Consider the following 16666-nt stretch of genomic DNA (forward strand, 5'->3'; position numbering starts at 1 on the left):
CGGCGGGACGGGATTCAGGATGACATTCCGACCGGCAGGGGCCGGAAACGGGCGCAGGTCTATTTGCCGGGCTGGGCGGTGTAGCGGAGGTAGGGCTTCACCGTTTTGTGGCCTTTCGGGAAGAGGCGCCTGATCTCGTCCGGATCGGTCAGCGACGGCACGATGATCACGTCCTCGCCGTCGCGCCAGTTCACGGGCGTCGCCACTTTGTGATTGTCGGTCAGCTGGAGGCTGTCGATGAGGCGGAGCACCTCGTCGAAATTGCGTCCGGCGCTGGGCGGGTAGACGATCGAGGCGCGGATCTTCTTGTTCGGGTCGATGACATAGACCGCCCGCACGGTGACCTTTGCGTCGGCATTCGGGTGGATCATGTTGTAGAGCGTCGCCACCTTGCGTCCGGTGTCGGCGATGATCGGGAACTGCACGCTGGCATTCTGGGTCTCTTCGATATCCTTGATCCAGCGCTTGTGATCCTCCACGCTGTCGACAGATACGACCAGCGCCTTGGCACCGCGCCGGGCGAATTCGTCCTTCAGCTTGGCTGTGTAGCCGAGCTCGGTTGTGCAAACGGGTGTGAAATCTGCCGGATGGGAGAAGAAGACAACCCAGTCCTTGCCGGCCCATTCGTGAAATTTTATCCGGCCTTCTGTCGTGTCGGCTTCAAAGTCGGGGGCAACATCGCCAATAAGAAGGCTCATAATTCAAACTCCTGTCACTTGATTTCTGGAGCGAAAATGGTGCCTAAGGACTACAGAACCAATGCGAGACACCTCAAGGTGTCGATAAGTTTTTCTAATGGTCCCGGCAGAGCGAGCAAAAAGCGCCCATGAAACGCCTGATCCTGATGCGTCATGCCAAGACCGAGGCCTGGGCCGAAGGCATCGACGATTTCGGCCGTGCATTGACCGACCAGGGGCATGCCGATGCGCGCCGGGTCGCTGAGGAGATCGTTAAGCTGGGCTGGAGCCCCGAACGCATTCTCGTGTCGACTGCGCGCCGGGCGCGCGAGACCTGTTCGGAAGTGGCCAAGGTAGTGGAAGGCGAACGCGTGCGGCCAATGGAGGCGCTGTATCTTTCCGGCATGCGCGGCATTGCCGACGCGGTACGCCAGAATGACGGCGCCTCGACACTCATGGTGATCGGGCACAATCCCGGCCTGCACGATTTTGCGCTCAGCCTCCTGCGGGAAGGCGGCAGCCACGATCACGTGGGCGCGGAAAGGCTCACAGAGAAGTTTCCGACGGCTTGCGCCGCCCTTTTCGAATCCGACGATGATGGCGCGTTCCTGCCGGTTCATTTCAAACTGGCCGATGTGATGCGGGCGCGCGATTTCCGCGAAGCCGATCCGGCCTGACCTTGAAAAGCTTAAACGCCATCCTGCCTTGGAGGGGACAGGATGGCGTCAGGAGCCACAGGCGAGCGAGTCAGGGGAGAGGCGGCGTTCGCCGGAAGGCGCAGCTCCTGTAAGTGTTCAGCCAGCCTTTCTGGCGGCGTGAACCTTGCTGAGCTCGGGGCTGTCGATCGCTTTCACGACCTTGTTCATCGTCCGGGCCGTGCAGAGCGTGGTCGCAAAGTCGCGACCGACAGAGAAGTTCTCGTGTTCTGCAGCGCAGCGTTGGGACACTTCCTCGCGGATTTTCGTGTACTCCACCTGCGCACCTTCGGTGCTTGCGGCGGCGGCACGGTCAAATTTGACGGCCATTTCGAACTGGTCGCTTGCGGCAAAGGCCGGCGTGGCGAGCAGGGAGGCGGCGAGGGCGGCGGCGATAAGGGGGCGTTTCATCTCTTTGGTCCTTTTTTGCTTTTCGGGAGGAGACCGGCGCTGCGGGCCCAGGGGGCAGGCGGCGCAGCGCCGGGTGGGTGCAGACGTGTCAGCGGGCTTCGCGGCGGGCGAGGCGACGACGACGGCGAACGAGCAAGCCGGGCCGACCCCCAAAGCTGACATCATTGGCCGGTATGGACCGGGCCGTTGCCGAACCGGTCAGGATGGCATTGGCCATCGTGGCGGCAGGGGCAGGCGTTTCGACGTCGTTGAGACGGGCGCGGGGGGTCATTTTCTTCTAGTCCTTCTTGCTTGGTCTGAATGTCTCGGGCGAACCATTCCGCCGTCGACACACTCAAGATAGGACTGTTATTATCGAAAAGCAATAAGAATTTATCGAAAAATAATAAAATCGAGGAAAATTCGGGTCTTAGGCCTCGTTGTTATTCGATATGGTAACATGAAACGGCCTTGCAAGGCCCGTTAACTCCGATTCATGTTGGAAAAAATTCGGGGGCGTTGCCGTCAAATGGCTGGTGATCGCACCAATTCTGCCGATCCGGGCATTTGAAGGTCGAAAGCGAGCTGGCGCGGGACAGCCCTTGGGGGCGCCTTGCCCTGCTGCGGCGGCCTGGTTGCCCGCCTACTGCTGACGGTTCTGTCCTGCCTGGCGTGGGAGGCCTTGCCGGAATAGAGCCGGTCACGCGCTTCGCGGGCGGCTGCCATGTGATCGACGATCCGCATCGGATAGGTCTGGCCCAGAACGATGCCGGCTTTTGCCAGTTCGGACTTGGGCGCGTCCCAGGGCGCATGGATATGGGCGGCCGGCAGCGCGGCCAGTTCCGGCACCCAGCGGCGGATGAAGTCGCCATCGCGGTCATGGTCGAGCGATTGCTTCACCGGATTGTAGATGCGCGGGATGCCGGATCCGGCTGCGCCTGCGTGCGATTGGGCCTGCGGGTAATGGATCCCGGCCTCGAAATCCGTGAACAGGGCTGCAAGGCGCGCCGCAGGCTGGCGCCAGTCCATCCAGAGGTGCTGCGCGGCAAACGCCATCACCATCGCGCGCATGCGATGGTTCAGCCAGCCGGTCTGGTTGAGCGAACGCATGCAGGCATCAAGGAAGGGAAACCCGGTGCGGCCATTGATCCAGGCTTCGAGGCGCGGATCCCCGTCGGCCACGACATCGCGCAGGCCATCAGGCGCGGCCAGCAGGTTACGTCCCGCGATCGATGTCTGGTCATCGAGTTTCTGGATGAACCGGCAATGCCATTGCAACCGGGACAGAAAACTGTCGAGGGAGGCGGCAAACGTTAAATCACCATCAAGTTCCAGGTCTGCCCTCGCGCGCGTTGCGGCCTGATAGGCCTCGCGGATCGACACAGTGCCAAAGGCGAAGTGTGGCGACAGGCGCGAACACGCACCCTCGGCCGATTGCGGGCTGGACATCGCTGTCCGGTAGCGCCGGCCGCGCGCAGCGATGAACGAGCGCAGAAGTTCGACGCCTTCCGCGCGCCCGCCTGGCTGCCGTTTGGGGCAGGGATCCGGGGGCAGGCGGAAATCCTCGGCAATGGGCCATTCGCCAGCCGATATGCCGGGCGGCGGCAGCATGTCCGGGGCTTTGACACGTGATGCGAGCATCTGGGATTCCCAGCACCGCGCCCAGCCGTCGCCGCTGGCCTGGCGCCGGATGACGCCGTTTTGCGGGTGCTCGCGCAGGGCCACGCCGGCCTGCACGGCCCAGCGCTGGACCGCGCGGTCGCGCTCGAAGGTCCATTGCGGGCCGGTTTCCTCGTGTGCGTGGATCGCGGCAATGCCGTGCTGCCTGTGGAGTTCGGCAAAGACCTGAGTCGCCTCGCCGACCCGGAGGCAGAGGGCGGACCCGCGCGCCTTGAGGGCTTCATCCAGGCTCTGGAGGCTTTCCATGAGGAAATCGAACTGGCGCCGCGAATGCTCCGGTTGCGCCCAGAACCCCGGCTCGAAGACATAGAGCGGCACGACTGGTGCGCCGCTCGCCACAGCCGCGAGGAGGGGCGCGTGATCGTGGACCCTGAGGTCCCGCTTGAACCAGACAACATGCAGATCAGGCATGGAACAAACATAGAACATTTAAACAAACGCTCAAGCTTTTTTTGCATCAGGGCGGCAACGAACGGCGCCGCCGCATGGATTGTTTCGACATCGAAACAATTTCAACCTGTAGTTTGTGGCCTCAAGTTATCCACAGGTCTTTTCTGCTCGCATGGGTGCGGATGGGTTCTTTTCTCTCGAACGGGAAAGGCAAATCCGGCGAGGGGCATTTTCCCTGCCGGAGCCTGATGCTGCCCTTGCCGAACATGCAGCGCTCGGTTTCAGCCGGGCCTTTCCCGGACAATCCGCCATGACAGTCCTGCCGGCTGAGCAAGCAGGTATAATGCGCCGCCTGTCGGTCATGGTCGGCGTATCCCTTCTCATGGCGCCTGCTCTCATCATCCAGATGGCACTGTGGGTCGGGTTGGTCCTGTTCGGCGCGATTCTCCTGTTCCGGATCGGGCTTGTCGTTCTTGGTTGCGTGCTGGCGTGCAAGCGACAGCGCCCGCTCGCCGCCGACCTGCTGCTGCCTGTCTATACAATCCTCGTTGCCCTGAAGGATGAAGCCGACAGCGCAGCGCAGCTTTCGCGGGCCATCCTCGCGCTCGACTACCCGTCCGACAGGATCGACCTCAAACTGCTGATCGAAACCGGCGACACGGCGACACGCGACGCGCTGCTTGACCAAGACTGGCCGGACGGGACGGAACTCATCGTGCTGCCGCCCGGCCTGCCGCGCACCAAGCCGCGTGCGCTCAATTATGGGCTGGCGCGCGCCCGGGGCACTTATGTTGTCGTGTATGATGCCGAAGACCGCCCCGACCCCCGACAATTGCGCGCGGCGGTGGCGGCTTTCGCGCGGGGACTATCCAGCCTGGCCTGCGTGCAGGCACCCCTCGTGGGGGTGCCAGAAAGGGGCGGATGGCTGTCGGGGCAATGGGCGCTTGAGTATGCGATCCAGTTCGGGCGCATCCTGCCCGCGCTCTCGCGTCTTGGCCTGCCCATCGCGCTTGGCGGTACGAGCAATCATTTCCATCGGACGAAGCTGGTCGAGGCGGGGGGATGGGACGCGTGGAACGTGACCGAGGATGCCGATCTCGGACTGCGGCTGGCCCGTCGCGGCGCGCGGGTGGGAATGATTGCGCCGCCCACGCTGGAGGCGCCGCCGGAGCAATTGGGCGTCTGGCTGGCCCAGCGGTCACGCTGGCTGAAAGGTTTCCTGCAGACCTGGTTCGTCCTGATGCGCACGCCAGCCGCATCGATGCGGGAAATGGGCTTCGCCGGTTTCGTGTCCATGCAGCTGACCCTCGGCGCAGCGATCCTGTCGGCGCTGGTGCATGGCCCGTGGGCCCTGTGGTGCCTGCTGTGCGCGTTTATGCCGGGCATATCGCTTGGCCCGCTCGGAACCGGCGTGATGGCGGTGTCGTACCTGGCCGGGGTGGCTACGGGATTCGCGGCGCCTGCGCACCCGGGCAGGCGGCGGTTGGCCGTGGCGCTGACGGCGCCGCTTTACTGGCCCCTGCAATCAGTGGCGATGGCGCGGGCGCTGTACGGTTTGTGTCATGCCCCGCACTTCTGGGCGAAGACGCCGCATGGCGCTCCGTTGTCCTGAATGGCCTGCCGAAAGTTTTACCCGGCGTCAGGCTTGGCGTGGGTGCTGCAGAGATTTAGGGTCATCCCAGAGACAATGCCTGACAATTAAGGAGCCGTTCCAATGGCCTATGACGTCACCGAAGACCTGGACGCATTTCGCGCCGAAGTGCGTGACTGGCTGGAGGCGAATTGCCCGCCCTCCATGCGCACACCCATGGCAGACGATGAAATCGTCTGGGGCGGCAAGCGCGGCGAGTTCAAGAACCCGGAATCCAAGATATGGCTCGACCGGATGGGCGAGAAGGGCTGGACGGCGCCTGAATGGCCCGCGGCCTATGGCGGCGGCGGCCTGACCAAGGACCAGAACCGCGTGCTGCAGGAAGAGTTGCGCCGCATCCGGGCGCGCCCGGCGCTGTTCTCCTTCGGCCTGTGGATGTTCGGTCCGGCCTTGCTCGAGTTCGGCAATGAGGAGCAGAAGAAGCGCTTCCTGCCGGACATCGTCAAAGGCAAGACGCGCTGGTGCCAGGGTTATTCCGAGCCGGGCGCCGGATCGGACCTCGCCGGCCTGCAGACGCGCTGCGAGGACAAGGGCGACCATTACCTGATCAACGGCCAGAAAGTGTGGACATCCTATGCCGACCAGGCCGACTGGATTTTCTGCCTTGTGCGCACCGACACCTCGACCAAGCATGAAGGCATCAGCTTTATCCTGTTCGACATGGAAAGCCCGGGCGTTGAAGCGCGTCCGATCCTGCTGATCTCCGGCTCGTCTCCTTTCTGCGAAACCTTCTTTACCGATGTGAAGGTTCCCAAGGACCAGTTGGTTGGCCGCGTGAATGGCGGCTGGGAAATTGCCAAGCGCCTGCTGCAATTCGAGCGCTCGTCGATCTCGGCCGGTGGCTTTGGCGGCACGGGCGGGTCCGGCATTCTCGGCCCGGAAGAATATGCCAAGATGCATGTCGGCACCGACAGTGAAGGCCGCATCGCCGATGGCGACCTGCGCGGACGCATCGCTGACCACAAGATGTATGCGAAGGCGTTCAACCTGACTGTCCAGCGCCAGACCGAGCAGGCGAAAGCCGGCCAGCAGGTGGGCCATACGGCGTCCATCCTGAAATATGGTGCTGCCAAGATGAACCAGGATCGCCACGAACTCCTGATCGAAGCGCTGGGCTCGGAAGGGCTCGGCTGGGAAGGGGAGGGCTTTGACGAGAGCGCCATGAAGGCAACGCGCGGCTGGCTGCGTTCGAAAGGCAACTCGATCGAAGGCGGCACAAGCGAAATCAACCTCAATGTCGTCGCCAAGCGCGTACTCGGCCTGAAGGACCATCAATAGACATGACTTTCGTACTCACTGAAGACCAGGAAATGCTGCGCGACACGGCCCTCGCATTCGTGCGGGATGAACTGCCGGTGACCCATTTGCGCGCCTTGCGCGACAAGGGGGCCAACGGCCGCGATGCAGCCGCGCGCAAGAAGCTGGCCGAGCTCGGCTTCTTCGGCGTCATCATTCCGGATGAGCCGGGCGGCGAACATTTCGGCCTTGTCGGCCTTGGCCAGATCCTCGAGGCGCAGGGCCGCACGCTGGCTGCGACACCGCTGTTGCAGACCGCGCTGATCGCTGCCTCCGCCATCCAGCTGGGCGGCAGCAAGGCGCAGCAGGCCGAGTGGCTGCCAAAGATTGCAGCGGGCGAGGTGACCTTTGCGCTGGCGCTCGACGAGTCGGCCCACTTCTCGCCGCTCAACGTGGCGACCGAAGCCGAGAGCAATGGGCAGGGCTACACGCTGAACGGCATGAAGCGCTTTGTACCCGGCGGCCACGATGCGGAGATGTTCATTGTCGTCGCGCGGACGTTCGGCGAAGCAGGAGACCGTCACGGCATCACGCTGTTCCTCGTGCCCGCCAAGGCGAAGGGTGTCACCGTCCAGGAGCTGACAACTGTCGACTCCCACGGCGCCGCCCACGTGACCCTTGACGATGTCATGGTCGGCGAAGGCGCTGTGCTCGGCCCGGTCGACCAAGGCGCCGACGTGCTTGAGCCCGTGCTGGACCGCGCCGCCATCGGCATGGCGGCTGAAATGCTCGGCTCGTCGGCAGCGGCGTTCGAGATGACGCTCGAATACCTGCAGAGCCGCAAGCAGTTCGGCCAGTTGATCGGCTCGTTCCAATCGATGCAGCATCGCGCGGCGAAAATGTTCACCGAGCTCGAGATGACACGTTCCTGCGTTGCTGCAGCGCTGGCGGCGGTCGATTCCGGCACGGGCGACGTCGCCGAACTGGCAAGCCTTGCCAAGGCGAAGGCCAGTGAACTCGTGCATCTCGTGTCGAACGAATGCGTCCAGATGCATGGCGGCATCGGCATGACGGACGTGGCCGATCCCGGACTCTACATGAAACGCGCCCGCGTGCAGGAAGCGCTGTATGGCGGTGCCAGCTGGCATCGCGACCGCTATGCGCGCCTGCAGGGCTTCTGATTCGATTCAGAAACCAGACATGAAAAAGCCGGGCCAGCGATGCTGAGCCCGGCTTTATTTTTATCCGCAAGCGGATTGAAAGATTAGCCCTTGAGGACTGAACCCTTCTTCAGCGCCTTGGCGATGAGATAGTACATCACCGGGCGGTGCTTGGCGCGAACCGACTTGCCGTACTTGGCGATGGCGTCGGCGATAGCGCCGTCAGCCTTGGCCTCATCCGTGACGCCGAGCTTCTTGGCGACGAAGCCCTTGCGCACGCGGGCGAGTTCTTCCTTGTCGGAAGCGGCGATGGTTGCCGAGTCCGACTTGTAGATGGTTGGACCGGACGCTTTCACGGCAGCTTCGAGCAGCGCCATGTCAGGGCGGGCTTCACCAACTTTTGTTTTCAGGTCGGTGACGTATTTTTCCATCAGCACTTCTTTCGCTGTTGGCGCCTTGGCTGGCGCAGCGATTTTCGGTGCGGGCGCGGCCTTCTTGGCAGCGGCTGGTTTCTTGGTTTTTGGCTTGGTTGCTTTTGCCATGGGATTGTCTCCTCAATGGGCCCGGAAGCGGGCGGTTTCTGTCTTACGCAAACTGACTACACGAATCTCTAGATACGTGTCGTGCTTAAATCGTGATTTCCACAGGTCGGCAACCCCGCACGCTGTATTAAAGCGCGGGCTGCATTCTCATAAGATCAGTAAACGGAAGTAATTATTTGTCGCTGGTTGCAAGGATGGTGCAGACTCTTGCAGAAATGATTTGTTTTGGTTCGTCCGACGGCAGGTTGAGTGAGTCGATGTCGGCATGCGTGATGGAGACTGTCTCGCCGCCGATTTTCGAGGCGGTGACTGCCACCATTTTGAAAGCGTTGCTTGGGCAATCTGCTTGCTGGCGCCGACGCGTCTATACGGCCTCTTCATAGACTGCGCGATTCATCTGGTTGGCGTTTCCAGGACGGGGCGGTTGGAGAGGCCACCGCATAACATCCCTTGAAGCACACCCAAGGCGGGATAGGATTGCAACTGTTCAACCTATTCCCGCAGCACAGGAAAACGCAATGACGCGGCTATTGCCTTTCGGACTCACACTCCTTTCCACAATCAGTTTTGTTCTTGCGCTGATGGCGGGCCAGCGCCTGGCGACCTGGCAAGTGATTGGCGGAGGGATAGCAACACCCCTGGCCTTGCTTGGGCTCTACGATCTCATTCAGCGCCGACACTCTTTGTGGCGCAACTTTCCGATCCTTGCGCACATCAGATGGATCGCCGAGGAGCTGCGCCCCTTCTTCCGGTCGTACATCGTAGAGAGCGATACAGAAGGACGCCCGTTCAATCACGAGCAGCGCGCACTGGTCTATCGGCGTGCAAAGGATGTGTCGTCGGTCGAACCGTTCGGAAGCCAGCTCGATATCGACAAGCCGCCTTATGAATGGCTCGCGCATTCGATCGCTGCCAAGCATACGGCGGAGGAATGTCCGCGCGTCAGCGTCGGCGCGCCCGGAACGGCGCTACCTTATTCGGCCAGCGTGTTCAATATTTCCGCGATGAGTTTCGGTTCGCTTGGGGCGCATGCGATCGAGGCGCTGTCGACCGGCGCGAAGAAGGGCGGCTTCTATCACGATACGGGCGAGGGCGGCGTGTCGCCATACCACCGTGCCGGCGGCGCCGATCTCGTCTGGGAAATCGGTTCAGGCTATTTCGGCTGCCGCGCAAGCGACGGCACGTTTGATGCGGCGCGATTTGCCGACGTCGCGAGAGACCCCCAGATCAAGATGATCGAGATCAAGCTCAGCCAGGGCGCCAAGCCGGGCCATGGTGGCGTGCTGCCCGGCGCCAAGGTGACGGCGGAGATTGCCGCCACGCGGGGCATCCCGATTGGCGAGACCTGTTTCTCACCGCCAGGGCATTCGGCGTTCTCCACGCCGATCGAGATGATGGAATTCGTCGCGCGCCTGCGCGACCTGTCTGGCGGCAAGCCCGTCGGCATCAAGTTCTGCGTCGGCAATCGCTGGGAGATTCTAGCGCTGTGCAAGGCGATGCTGGAGACCGGCATCCGGACCGACTTCATGGTCGTCGATGGCGGCGAAGGCGGCACCGGCGCGGCGCCTGCGGAATTCCTGGATCATATCGGCGCGCCGCTGCGCCAGGGACTGGTGCTGACGCGAAACGCCCTGATCGGCTCAGGGCTGAAGGATCATGTGCGCCTTGCCTGTTCGGGCAAGCAGACGAGCGCGTTTGCGCTGGCATCGTCCATGGCGCTTGGAGCAGACTGGGTGAACACGGCGCGCGGTTTCATGTTTTCACTGGGCTGCATCCAGTCGCTGCACTGCCACAAGAATACCTGCCCGACGGGTATTGCGACCACGGACAAGGGCCGCCAGCGCGGCCTTGTGGTCGCCGACAAGGCAGAGCGCGTCTACAATTACCATCGCAATACGATCAAGGCCCTGATGGAAGTGGTCGGTGCGGCGGGATGCGAACATCCGGCCGAGCTGACGCCGCGCCACATCATGCACCGGGTGACGGAAGATATCGTCAAGCCGGCGCACAGGGCCTATGACCTGCTCGAGAAAAACGTGTTGCTTGATGCCCCGGAAAGCACGGCGCTGGCGAATGAATGGGCCATGGCGCAGGCGGTCTCTTTCCGCCCCCTGGGTCTCTGATCCGACGACGCGGCTTTTCCGGTACAACGGCCTGTCCTGTTCCCGGCATGGCCCAACTGCCTGAGGGCTGAATCGCAATTGGACCATCTATCGTTGGCAAAACCGAAAAAAATTGGTTTGATCCGGCTCGGGAAAAAGGGAGAGAACCATGGAGTCCGGAAATTCAGCTGCCATTGCCATTGTAGGCGTCATCTATCTGGCAATGATCATTTTCTTTATCGTCTGCTACTGGAAGATATGGAGCAAGGCGGGCTTTAATGGCGCGTGGTCGCTCCTGATGCTCGTACCGCTCGTGAACTTGATCGCGTTCGCCTATCTCGCCTTTGCGAAATGGCCGATCCATGCGCGCCTCAATCCGACTGACACGTTCAACTAGACCTGCCTCTGTTCAGGTGATTGGAAGCCGGCCTCGTTCAGGCCGGCTTCATCCCTAGCTGCCGTTGGCTTCCGACTGCAGCATCGTGTAGCGCTCGATCCCGATGCGTTCGATCAGGTCGAACTGGGTTTCCAGGTAATCGACATGCTCTTCCTCATTGTTGAGGATCTTGCCGAACAGGTCGCGGCTGCCATAGTCGCGGACCTTTTCCGAATGCTCCATGGCATCGCGCAGCAGCGGGATGGCGGTCATTTCCATCTTCATGTCGCACTCGAGAATTTCATGTACGCTCTCGCCGATCTGGAGCTTTCCGAGGTCCTGAAGGTTTGGCAGGCCGCCCAGGAACAGGATGCGCTCGATCAGCCAGTCGGCATGATGCATCTCCTCGATCGATTCCTTGTGCTCATGCTCGGCCAGCTTGCTGACACCCCAGTCCTTGAGCATGCGGGCGTGCAGGAAGTACTGGTTGATCGCTGTCAGTTCGTTCTTGAGGCAAAGGTTCAGGAACTCGATGACCTTGGTGTCGCCTTTCATGGGGCTCTCCTGCTCGTGGTAAATACGTATGCTCGCGGGATAGGTGAATGCGGCGGCATTGGCAAGAAATTGTCGAATAAAAACAAGTTCATCTGCAAGTGAGACACAGTCTCACCGCGTGCTGAAACGCAGTCTCAAACAGAAAGCTTATTCGGCGGCGACGAGGGCCGGTGATGGCGCCTTGAGGTCCATTTCCCGGGAAATGATCTCGCCGATCGAGCAGCTGCATTTTCCGCAATTGAACTTGCAGCCATGATGGGCCTGAACCGCCTTGGGGCTGCGCGCACCGGCATCGACTGCGGCGCGGACGCTGGAACAATTGATACGGTTGCAGATGCAGATGATCATGAGAACCATTTGCATCAATCTGCGAATGATTGTCAAGCGCGTTTTGTGGCGCCTCAGGTGGCGGCCTGCCCGCTCCATGTCGAGATCGACACGCCGCTGCCAAGCGGAATAATTGTCGTCTCGTAGCCGTTGCGGGGATCGCTGACATGGTCGACGAAGGGTTTCAGGGTTTTCCGGAACGAATTGATATTGTCGGCAAAGATGATTGCGCCGTCCGACAGTTTCGGCTCCAGCAGTTGCAGGATCGGAATATACAGTTCCTTCCATCCATCGAGGAAAACGAAATCGACCGGGCCGTCGAGCGGTGCGAGGCTTTCCATCGCGTCGCCTTCGCGGATATCGGCCCAGCGCTTGAGGCCGGCGGAGACAAGGTTGGACTCCGCGACCAGGTGCTTGCGCGGCAGCATTTCGGTGCCTGTGAACCGGCCGTCATTCTTGCGTGCAGCGGCGGCAAGGTAGATGGATGAAATCCCGAATGACGAACCGAACTCGACGATATTGCGGGCGTTCATCGCGCAGGCAATCTGGTACATGAGGCGCCCGAGCTCGGGTGAAACGGGGATGTAGGCGTCGGCCAGGAAAGGTTCGGCGGATTCAAATACGCTGCGGCCGCGCAGGTAACCCAACGCGATTGCAGGCAGGGCGCGGGCAAAAACCCGCCTGTCTCCGCGTGCATCCCTGTGCAGGCGGTCGAGCGTCTCGGCGACATCGGGATCGTTCAGGCCATCGCGTGGAAGCGTGCTGTCGAATGGCATGTCTGGAATCTCCTCTTGTTCTGGCGCAGGAGAATAATACGAGCTATTGCTCATGTTTTGCTACTCGCATTGGTGCCATGTCCCGAACCGCGTCCATCATCCCAAGAAAACCGCCGGTTCAGGCACGGTCGGTTCAGACCGTCGATGCCATACTCGAGGCGGCGGCTCGCATTCTGGAGACGGACGGCATGGCCGGTTACACGACCAACGGGATCGCTGAGACGGCCGGCGTGAGCGTCGGGTCGCTCTATCAGTACTTCCCCAACAAGGAAGCGGTGACGGCCGCGCTCGTCCTCGCAGACTCGCAGCGCTTCCTGTGCCGCATGCAGGAGACGGCTGCGCGGGTCGCCGGAGCGCCCGTGAACGTGGCTATCGCGGAACTGGTCGAGGTGTCGGTCGCCCACCATACCGACCGGCCCGAACTTTCCCGCCTGCTTGACATGGAGGAGGGGCGCCTGGCGCTCGATGAAAACCTGCAGGATGTGCGTGCAGGCATATTCAACGTCGTCTACGAATTGATGGCGTCACGGCAGCTGCAGACACCCTTCGACCTGAAGACGGCAACCCATGATATCCTTGCCTTGGTTCAGGGCATTACCGACAAGGCCTGTCTGCGCGGCGAGACAGACCTCAAGGCGATCAAGGCGCGCGTCTGTTACGCCGTGTTCGGTTACCTGCGCCTGCCTGCGAGTTGACCCCCGACGGGCGTGTGACTACAGGCTGTGCGCTTGTAATCCCAACCGGACACGCATGCCATGACTGACTTTTCGACACTTGCCCATTCTGCCAAGGCCTGGCCGTTTGAACTGGCGCGCGCGCTGGAGAAACGGGTCGACCAGCAGGTCAAGGCGGGCCAGCGCGCGGCAGGCGATCCGGTCATATTCGAGACTGGCTACGGCCCGTCGGGCCTGCCGCATATCGGCACGTTCGGGGAAGTGGTGCGCACGACCATGGTGCGGCACGCATTCGAAGTGCTGACGGGCGGGAAAATCCCGACGCGGCTGATCTGTATTTCCGACGACATGGACGGCATGCGCAAGGTGCCGCCCACCGTGCCGAACCCGGAAAGCCTCGAAGAATTCCTGCAACAGCCGCTGACGTCGGTGCCGGACCCGTTCGGCACGCACGCTTCCTATGGTGCACACATGAATGCGCGTCTTTGCGCCTTCCTCGACCAGTTCGGCTTCCAGTACGAATTCGTCTCGGCGACGGAATGCTACAAGTCCGGTCGGTTCGATCCGATGCTGCGCCGGGCTGCGGAAAAGTTCGACGAGATCATGGCCGTGATGCTGCCGACGCTGGGCGCTGAGCGCCAGGCAACCTATTCGCCTTTCCTGCCGATCTCGCCGACCTCGGGCAGGGTCCTCTATGTGCCGATGAAACATGTCGACGCGGCCAAGGGGGAAGTGACCTTCGAGGACGAAGACGGCGCCGAGGTGACGCTGCCGGTCACAGGCGGGCATGTGAAGATGCAGTGGAAGCCGGATTTCGGCATGCGGTGGGCCGCGCTTGGAGTCGACTTCGAAATGTTCGGCAAGGATCATCAGGCCAATGCGCCGATCTATTCCCGGATTGCCAAAATCCTCGGCCACCGCCCGCCGGAACAATATGTCTACGAGCTTTTCCTCGACGAGAAGGGCGAGAAGATTTCCAAGTCCAAGGGCAACGGCATCTCCGTGGAGGAATGGCTCGCCTATGCACCGGACGAGAGCCTGTCGCTGTTCCAGTTCCAGAAGCCGCGCGTGGCCAAGAAGCTGTATTTCGACGTGATCCCGAAAGCGGTCGACGAATACCTGACCTTCCTCGAGAAATATCCGGACGAAGAGCCCGCGCGCCAGCTGGAAAACCCGGTCTGGCATATCCATTCGGGCAATCCCCCGAAGGCGGACGTGCCTGTCAGCTTTGCGCTGCTCCTGAATCTCGTGGCGGTGGCCAATCCCGAGGACAAGAGCCAGCTCTGGGGCTTCATCTCGCGTTATGCGCCGGAAGCCTCGGCTGAAACGCATCCGCTGCTCGACAGCCTTGCCGGTTATGCGATGCGCTATTACCGCGACTTCGTCCTGCCGGCGAAAGTGTTCCGTGGGCCAACCGAGCAGGAGCGTTCGGCCATGGCGGATCTCTCGGCGCGGCTGAAAGCCTTTGATGAAGAGCCGACGCCGGAAAACCTGCAGACGCTGACGTTTTCCATCGGCAAGGATCACGGCTTCCAGAACCTGCGCGAATGGTTCAAGGCGCTCTATGAAGTCCTGCTCGGGCAGGAGCAGGGGCCGCGCTTCGGCAGCTTTGCGGCGCTGTATGGTGTCGCGGAGACCGCCACGCTGATCGATGACGCCCTGGCGCGTGACTGAGTCTGTAACTGGCGGCTGGCGACGAATCCCCTAGCCTGACCGGGACAGAAGAGGAGCCTGCTTATGGCCCGGTTGAAAATACTCCTGCTCGTGCCTGTCTTGCTGATGGCCTCGGCGTGTGTCGCTTCGAAAGTCGTGACAGTCCCGGTCGGCTTGGCTGTGGGCGCCACGAAAGTGGCTGGCAAGAGCGTCGTCTATGTCGGCGGCACAGCTGTACGGACAACGGGAGACCTATTGGACGGGCCTGACGAGATGGCCAGGCTGCACGTAACGCTGAAGACGCGTACAGGCCGCACCAAGCATGTGCGCAAGACGGTCAAGGTCAAGTATCTTGAGCGGGAGCTCAAGAAGATCGAGAAAAAGGGCCGTATCGTCGACGTCGAAGTCACCGCAGTGGACTAGGCGGGCGTCTTACCCAGCTGGCGCAGGCTCCTCGATCCTGCCGACGAACATCACCGTGCCCGTCGGCTTGTGGCGCAAGGCAATTAGGAACGGGTGGTCGGCGCGGAACTCGACCGGCTCTTCGTCCGGCACCATGATGGCCGTGCGCTCCATGATGATCGCGGTGGCAGCGGCTGCCTCGGTGCCTTTTTCGTCGATCTCGAGGAAGGTCTTGTGCAGTACCTGGCTGATCACGAGATCACCTGGGCCTGCGCCTTCGATCAGGCCGGAAAAATCCGCATCGGCCGTGAAGGCGTTGCCAAGTCCGAGGCCGATCATCACGTCATTGAGCTGGTAGTCCCCCTCGATCTTCACCTTGGGCAGGACGACATGTACGCGCTTCTCCGCCGCCGCATCCATGTCGGTGAGGAGGTTGATGAAGCTTTCCGGCGCCATGGCTTCCGCAACACCGTTCAGGCCGTCCTGAGCGTCCGGCAGGATCACGGTGAGGGCGTAGTCGTCGCCCATGTAGTCGAGGTCGAGCGCGGCATAGCCGTCGCGCGAGAGGTGACGCGCCTTTCTCAGCGTCTGGTTCATCAGCTTCGCGGTGATCTCGCCATCCGGCGCGTGGAAGGGCTGGTCGCTGGTCGCTTCCGCCTTGAAGGGGCTTTTCCAGTCGGCCTTGAACCAGACGGCATTGGTGAGGATCAGCTCGGTCGCCTGCGGCTTGATGGCGCTGGCCGGGATCAGGTTCCTGATCTTGTTGTTGGTGTGGGCCTCCACCCAGTCATTGATCAGGCGGGCTGCGGCGGCAGGCTGTGTGAAGTCCACCAGTGCGACCTTTGCCTTCATCACGCCTTCCACCGCAGCGCGGTAGGGCGCCCGCAATGTGGACCCCTGGCGCAGCCAGACGGCATTGGCGATGGTCAGCTTCGCCTTTTCCGTATCGGCGACAATCGCCTGATCGAGCGTGTACTGGGCGGCCGGGAAGATTTCGTGCGGCACCGCGTCATAGCCGAACAGCGTGGCCATGTGATCGGCTGTCTCGCCGGCCGCGCCCGGATAGAGCAGGGCAAAGGCGCCGCTCACCGAAGCAGGCGAGACGAAGACATTTCCCGGTTTGCCGTCCAGCGCGTCATAGAGCGACCAGGCGAAGAGATTGTTGCCGCGGGCAAGCGTTTCTGCCGTTTCGATATTCGTCACCGCCATGGGCACAGGTTGGACCTCCTCCTTCGGAAGGACATATTGAGCCGGTTCGTTCGGCGCATCGGCTGTGTCCGCATCTGTCGCAGGCGCAGCCGGTTGCTGGCAGGCGGCAAGGGCGCCCAGTGCGGCAAGGGCGGCGATAGTCAGACGGCGCATGGGTATTCTCCATAGGGT

Annotated in this window: 19 protein-coding genes; 9 read left to right on the plus strand and 10 right to left on the minus strand. The window is 61.8% G+C overall.

Annotated features, from left to right (window positions below):
- Positions 1-59 precede the first annotated feature (59 nt).
- Positions 60-698 carry a peroxiredoxin gene (locus AC0L7I_RS06195; RefSeq protein WP_473398676.1) on the minus strand — a complete coding sequence of 213 codons (639 nt, stop codon included), beginning with the start codon at positions 696-698 and terminating at the stop codon, positions 60-62.
- Positions 699-826: 128 nt separating this feature from the next.
- On the opposite strand from AC0L7I_RS06195, the gene AC0L7I_RS06200 reads away from it, so the two are divergent.
- A complete protein-coding gene (locus AC0L7I_RS06200) occupies positions 827-1354 on the plus strand; it encodes a SixA phosphatase family protein (protein ID WP_473398677.1) in 528 nt (175 codons plus the stop codon).
- A gap of 117 nt (positions 1355-1471) precedes the next feature.
- Here AC0L7I_RS06200 and AC0L7I_RS06205 read toward each other — a convergent pair whose 3' ends face one another.
- The 3 genes from AC0L7I_RS06205 to AC0L7I_RS06215 all read right to left on the minus strand — a co-directional run bounded on the left by AC0L7I_RS06205 (position 1472) and on the right by AC0L7I_RS06215 (position 3853).
- On the minus strand, positions 1472-1783 hold the full coding sequence (locus AC0L7I_RS06205) for a UrcA family protein (RefSeq protein ID WP_473398678.1): 312 nt from the start codon (positions 1781-1783) through the stop codon (positions 1472-1474).
- 88 nt (positions 1784-1871) lie between these two features.
- Entirely contained in the window at positions 1872-2054 is a 183-nt protein-coding gene (locus tag AC0L7I_RS06210) for a hypothetical protein (protein ID WP_473398679.1), read from the minus strand.
- A 233-nt stretch (positions 2055-2287) separates the two neighbouring features.
- Entirely contained in the window at positions 2288-3853 is a 1566-nt protein-coding gene (locus tag AC0L7I_RS06215) for an FAD-binding domain-containing protein (protein ID WP_473398680.1), read from the minus strand.
- A 289-nt stretch (positions 3854-4142) separates the two neighbouring features.
- Here AC0L7I_RS06215 and AC0L7I_RS06220 point away from each other — a divergent pair, with 289 nt between their 5' ends.
- The 3 genes from AC0L7I_RS06220 (at position 4143) to AC0L7I_RS06230 (ending at position 7900) form a co-directional block, all read left to right on the plus strand.
- Complete coding sequence (locus AC0L7I_RS06220) at positions 4143-5444, plus strand: glycosyltransferase family 2 protein (RefSeq protein ID WP_473398681.1); 1302 nt, start codon at positions 4143-4145, stop codon at positions 5442-5444.
- Positions 5445-5546: 102 nt separating this feature from the next.
- Positions 5547-6761 carry an acyl-CoA dehydrogenase family protein gene (locus tag AC0L7I_RS06225; protein WP_473398682.1) on the plus strand — a complete coding sequence of 405 codons (1215 nt, stop codon included), beginning with the start codon at positions 5547-5549 and terminating at the stop codon, positions 6759-6761.
- Between the two features lie 2 nt (positions 6762-6763).
- A complete protein-coding gene (locus tag AC0L7I_RS06230) occupies positions 6764-7900 on the plus strand; it encodes an acyl-CoA dehydrogenase family protein (protein WP_473398683.1) in 1137 nt (378 codons plus the stop codon).
- Between the two features lie 83 nt (positions 7901-7983).
- On the opposite strand, the gene AC0L7I_RS06235 is transcribed toward AC0L7I_RS06230, so the two are convergent.
- Both AC0L7I_RS06235 and AC0L7I_RS06240 read right to left on the minus strand, forming a co-directional pair.
- Positions 7984-8421 (minus strand): DUF2853 family protein, encoded by a 438-nt coding sequence (locus AC0L7I_RS06235; protein ID WP_473398684.1) that lies wholly within the window; start codon positions 8419-8421, stop codon positions 7984-7986.
- A 172-nt stretch (positions 8422-8593) separates the two neighbouring features.
- On the minus strand, positions 8594-8740 hold the full coding sequence (locus tag AC0L7I_RS06240) for a hypothetical protein (RefSeq protein WP_473398685.1): 147 nt from the start codon (positions 8738-8740) through the stop codon (positions 8594-8596).
- Between the two features lie 199 nt (positions 8741-8939).
- On the opposite strand from AC0L7I_RS06240, the gene AC0L7I_RS06245 reads away from it, so the two are divergent.
- Both AC0L7I_RS06245 and AC0L7I_RS06250 read left to right on the plus strand, forming a co-directional pair.
- Positions 8940-10544, plus strand: coding sequence for an FMN-binding glutamate synthase family protein (locus AC0L7I_RS06245; protein WP_473398686.1), 1605 nt, complete (start codon positions 8940-8942; stop codon positions 10542-10544).
- A gap of 148 nt (positions 10545-10692) precedes the next feature.
- The gene (locus AC0L7I_RS06250) at positions 10693-10920 is read left to right on the plus strand and encodes a hypothetical protein (protein WP_473398687.1); all 228 of its coding nucleotides are present in this window, start codon (positions 10693-10695) and stop codon (positions 10918-10920) included.
- Positions 10921-10974: 54 nt separating this feature from the next.
- Here the strand turns inward: AC0L7I_RS06250 and bfr are convergent, their stop codons facing one another.
- From bfr to AC0L7I_RS06265, 3 genes are all read right to left on the minus strand, one after another.
- Entirely contained in the window at positions 10975-11454 is a 480-nt protein-coding gene (bfr, locus tag AC0L7I_RS06255) for a bacterioferritin (protein WP_473398688.1), read from the minus strand.
- A gap of 147 nt (positions 11455-11601) precedes the next feature.
- Entirely contained in the window at positions 11602-11811 is a 210-nt protein-coding gene (locus AC0L7I_RS06260; protein ID WP_473398689.1) for a (2Fe-2S)-binding protein, read from the minus strand.
- Positions 11812-11855: 44 nt separating this feature from the next.
- The gene (locus tag AC0L7I_RS06265) at positions 11856-12557 is read right to left on the minus strand and encodes an O-methyltransferase (RefSeq protein ID WP_473398690.1); all 702 of its coding nucleotides are present in this window, start codon (positions 12555-12557) and stop codon (positions 11856-11858) included.
- A 77-nt stretch (positions 12558-12634) separates the two neighbouring features.
- Here AC0L7I_RS06265 and AC0L7I_RS06270 point away from each other — a divergent pair, with 77 nt between their 5' ends.
- The 3 genes from AC0L7I_RS06270 to AC0L7I_RS06280 all read left to right on the plus strand — a co-directional run bounded on the left by AC0L7I_RS06270 (position 12635) and on the right by AC0L7I_RS06280 (position 15307).
- On the plus strand, positions 12635-13252 hold the full coding sequence (locus AC0L7I_RS06270) for a TetR/AcrR family transcriptional regulator (protein ID WP_473398691.1): 618 nt from the start codon (positions 12635-12637) through the stop codon (positions 13250-13252).
- A 60-nt stretch (positions 13253-13312) separates the two neighbouring features.
- Positions 13313-14905 (plus strand): lysine--tRNA ligase, encoded by a 1593-nt coding sequence (locus tag AC0L7I_RS06275; RefSeq protein ID WP_473398692.1) that lies wholly within the window; start codon positions 13313-13315, stop codon positions 14903-14905.
- Between the two features lie 63 nt (positions 14906-14968).
- Positions 14969-15307, plus strand: a complete 339-nt coding sequence (locus tag AC0L7I_RS06280) for a hypothetical protein (protein ID WP_473398693.1) — start codon at positions 14969-14971, stop codon at positions 15305-15307.
- A 9-nt stretch (positions 15308-15316) separates the two neighbouring features.
- Here the strand turns inward: AC0L7I_RS06280 and AC0L7I_RS06285 are convergent, their stop codons facing one another.
- Complete coding sequence (locus tag AC0L7I_RS06285) at positions 15317-16648, minus strand: serpin family protein (RefSeq protein WP_473398694.1); 1332 nt, start codon at positions 16646-16648, stop codon at positions 15317-15319.
- Between the last annotated feature and the right edge of the window lie 18 nt (positions 16649-16666).

The sequence above is a fragment of the Hyphomonas sp. J20-32 genome, from assembly GCF_055808555.1.

What these genes read in the sequence shown, in the direction of transcription:
- AC0L7I_RS06195 (WP_473398676.1), bottom strand. Translation starts at nt 698, where the DNA reads ATGAGCCTTCTTATTGGCGATGTTGCCCCCGACTTTGAAGCCGACACG.
- AC0L7I_RS06200 (WP_473398677.1), top strand. Translation starts at nt 827, where the DNA reads ATGAAACGCCTGATCCTGATGCGTCATGCCAAGACCGAGGCCTGGGCC.
- AC0L7I_RS06205 (WP_473398678.1), bottom strand. Translation starts at nt 1,783, where the DNA reads ATGAAACGCCCCCTTATCGCCGCCGCCCTCGCCGCCTCCCTGCTCGCC.
- AC0L7I_RS06210 (WP_473398679.1), bottom strand. Translation starts at nt 2,054, where the DNA reads ATGACCCCCCGCGCCCGTCTCAACGACGTCGAAACGCCTGCCCCTGCC.
- AC0L7I_RS06215 (WP_473398680.1), bottom strand. Translation starts at nt 3,853, where the DNA reads ATGCCTGATCTGCATGTTGTCTGGTTCAAGCGGGACCTCAGGGTCCAC.
- AC0L7I_RS06220 (WP_473398681.1), top strand. Translation starts at nt 4,143, where the DNA reads ATGACAGTCCTGCCGGCTGAGCAAGCAGGTATAATGCGCCGCCTGTCG.
- AC0L7I_RS06225 (WP_473398682.1), top strand. Translation starts at nt 5,547, where the DNA reads ATGGCCTATGACGTCACCGAAGACCTGGACGCATTTCGCGCCGAAGTG.
- AC0L7I_RS06230 (WP_473398683.1), top strand. Translation starts at nt 6,764, where the DNA reads ATGACTTTCGTACTCACTGAAGACCAGGAAATGCTGCGCGACACGGCC.
- AC0L7I_RS06235 (WP_473398684.1), bottom strand. Translation starts at nt 8,421, where the DNA reads ATGGCAAAAGCAACCAAGCCAAAAACCAAGAAACCAGCCGCTGCCAAG.
- AC0L7I_RS06240 (WP_473398685.1), bottom strand. Translation starts at nt 8,740, where the DNA reads ATGGTGGCAGTCACCGCCTCGAAAATCGGCGGCGAGACAGTCTCCATC.
- AC0L7I_RS06245 (WP_473398686.1), top strand. Translation starts at nt 8,940, where the DNA reads ATGACGCGGCTATTGCCTTTCGGACTCACACTCCTTTCCACAATCAGT.
- AC0L7I_RS06250 (WP_473398687.1), top strand. Translation starts at nt 10,693, where the DNA reads ATGGAGTCCGGAAATTCAGCTGCCATTGCCATTGTAGGCGTCATCTAT.
- bfr (WP_473398688.1), bottom strand. Translation starts at nt 11,454, where the DNA reads ATGAAAGGCGACACCAAGGTCATCGAGTTCCTGAACCTTTGCCTCAAG.
- AC0L7I_RS06260 (WP_473398689.1), bottom strand. Translation starts at nt 11,811, where the DNA reads ATGGTTCTCATGATCATCTGCATCTGCAACCGTATCAATTGTTCCAGC.
- AC0L7I_RS06265 (WP_473398690.1), bottom strand. Translation starts at nt 12,557, where the DNA reads ATGCCATTCGACAGCACGCTTCCACGCGATGGCCTGAACGATCCCGAT.
- AC0L7I_RS06270 (WP_473398691.1), top strand. Translation starts at nt 12,635, where the DNA reads ATGTCCCGAACCGCGTCCATCATCCCAAGAAAACCGCCGGTTCAGGCA.
- AC0L7I_RS06275 (WP_473398692.1), top strand. Translation starts at nt 13,313, where the DNA reads ATGACTGACTTTTCGACACTTGCCCATTCTGCCAAGGCCTGGCCGTTT.
- AC0L7I_RS06280 (WP_473398693.1), top strand. Translation starts at nt 14,969, where the DNA reads ATGGCCCGGTTGAAAATACTCCTGCTCGTGCCTGTCTTGCTGATGGCC.
- AC0L7I_RS06285 (WP_473398694.1), bottom strand. Translation starts at nt 16,648, where the DNA reads ATGCGCCGTCTGACTATCGCCGCCCTTGCCGCACTGGGCGCCCTTGCC.